This is a genomic window from Paenibacillus macerans (assembly GCF_050565405.1).
GTDB lineage: Bacteria > Bacillota > Bacilli > Paenibacillales > Paenibacillaceae > Fontibacillus > Fontibacillus macerans_B.
This window is the reverse complement of record NZ_JBNYYG010000120.1, coordinates 1-1,460: the sequence shown is the minus strand read 5'-3', so window position 1 is coordinate 1,460 and position 1,460 is coordinate 1. Positions and strand designations below refer to the sequence as shown.

General features: G+C 48.9%; 1 protein-coding gene. It reads right to left on the bottom strand.

The features are described 5' to 3' along the window. Positions 1 to 123: 123 nt before the first annotated feature. The gene (locus tag ACQ4N8_RS28090) at positions 124 to 1,374 is read right to left on the bottom strand and encodes an ISL3 family transposase (RefSeq protein WP_430707666.1); all 1,251 of its coding nucleotides are present in this window, start codon (positions 1,372 to 1,374) and stop codon (positions 124 to 126) included. Between the last annotated feature and the right edge of the window lie 86 nt (positions 1,375 to 1,460).

Sequence of the window (1,460 nt, the reverse complement as noted above, 5' to 3'; positions counted from 1 at the left end):
TAAATGTTAGTTTCATAACCCTTTCCGCCTGTAAGAGAATTTCAGAGATTGAAACAGCCCTCAAGGAGATCTCTTGACCGCTGTTTCAATCTCTGAAGCGGGGTAAAAAGGCGGAAAGGGGATTTATGCTCGCCGTGCCGCGAGCACGGGCAGGCGAAGCTTGTTGGCGGTCATGTAGACCATTGCGATGAAGTTTTCTACGTTCCGGTAACCTCTGGCCCGGCGTTTTGCTGCTTGAACAAGGCCGTTTATGCCTTCCAGTAAACCATTCGTCATCTTACTGTGAAACCAGCGCAGAATTCCTTCTTCGTGCTGCTTAATCGTCTTGGCCAAGCTCATCATGGGTGGGAGCTTAGAACGAGCAGCCCAACCGATCCACTCCCGAAGAAACACATCCGCGAAGATGTGGGGCGTTGTCCAAAACTCTTGCAAGGCCAACTTCAACCGGTATGCCCGACTGGTTAACAGGTTGCTATCCTTCAAGCGAGACAAGGTTTGCTTTTGCTCTGCCTTCAGATTCGATTCGTTCTTGAGCCAAATGTACTTGGTTTTCTTCAACTCCGGCCTTTGTTTCTGCTCCTGAACGCGTACCTCGTCCACCGCTTCGCCAACCAGCTTCATCACATGAAACTTGTCAAAGGTGATTTCCGCTTTCGGGAAATACTCTTCAATACCACGGATAAATGCGGGTGACATATCGCAGCAAACCTCTTGGATGGCTTCTGCGGCAACCCCTTTTTCAGCAAGGTGATCCTTGAAGCGCTCTAAGGTATCCATTCCTTTGCCTTCCGTGGCAAAGAGAACCATCTTGCGGTCCACATCTACGAATAGGGTAATGTAGCGGTGGCCTCTTCTGGAGGAGGTTTCATCAATAGCGATCCGCTTCACGTTGGACACATCCAGTTCCGACATGGCTTTGTCCACGTAATAGTGAAAAATCCTCCACATACGGGTATCGTGTTCCCGTAATTCGCGAGCAGCGGTGTTAACCGGCATTTCGGCCATCAGGCGCATTGCCCATGCTTCGAACAGCAGTGTGAAATGCGAAAGGGGTCTGGCCCACTTGGCATAGACTTGGGTGATCTTGTTGCAGGAAGTACACTTTACCCGTGGCATTCTTGCATGCATAAAGGTCTTCCAGTCCCAGAAATCCAGATGCCGCCAGTGCTTGATGTCGCTGTCATACGCTCTGCATTCGGCACCGCACAATGGACATGCAAATGTAGCACCTCGTTCAAAATCCAAGTGCAAATGCCACGCTTGCTCCTGATCGTTGAATTCAATTTGAGTTAATTTCCAAGGCTCTTCCAACTGTAAAGCCACTCTGAACATTTCCAAGATGAGGTTTTCATCACTGCTTAATGAGGTCCACATTTGCCAATCCGCTCCTATTCACGTATTACAGAGCAGTATTGACTACTTTCCTTTGATTCAGACTTTAAGCCACTAAGTATAGCGAC